At 36.4% G+C, this 338-nt stretch carries 1 protein-coding gene; it reads left to right on the top strand.

Annotated elements, in window-relative coordinates; genetic code table 11:
• Positions 1-338: F0F1 ATP synthase subunit A (locus tag GB932_RS22355; RefSeq protein WP_197517228.1), on the top strand; the 338-nt coding region annotated here is incomplete at both ends.

Below are 338 nucleotides of genomic sequence, written 5' to 3'. Positions count from 1 at the left end.
GGGTATTTATTAACAGTGTTTTTCTTTATTCTTTTCCTTAACGTTCTTGGATTAATGCCTTTCGGAATTAATGTTACAGGTAATATTACAATGACATTCTTCCTGGCTATTCTTACGTATTTGATTACGACATTCTCAGCGAACAAAGATTACTGGAAACATATCTTCTGGATGCCAGGAGTACCGGTTCCGATGAAGTTGATCATGCTTCCAATCGAATTATTAGGAACAATCACTAAGCCATTCGCATTGATGATCCGACTTTTCGCCAACATGACAGCAGGACACATCGTAGTAATGAGTTTGATCGGATTGATTTACGTATTCAAGAATTTTAT

Source organism: Microbacterium karelineae (assembly GCF_009745985.1).
GTDB lineage: Bacteria > Actinomycetota > Actinomycetes > Actinomycetales > Microbacteriaceae > Microbacterium > Microbacterium karelineae.
This window is presented reverse-complemented; position numbering and strand designations above follow the sequence as displayed.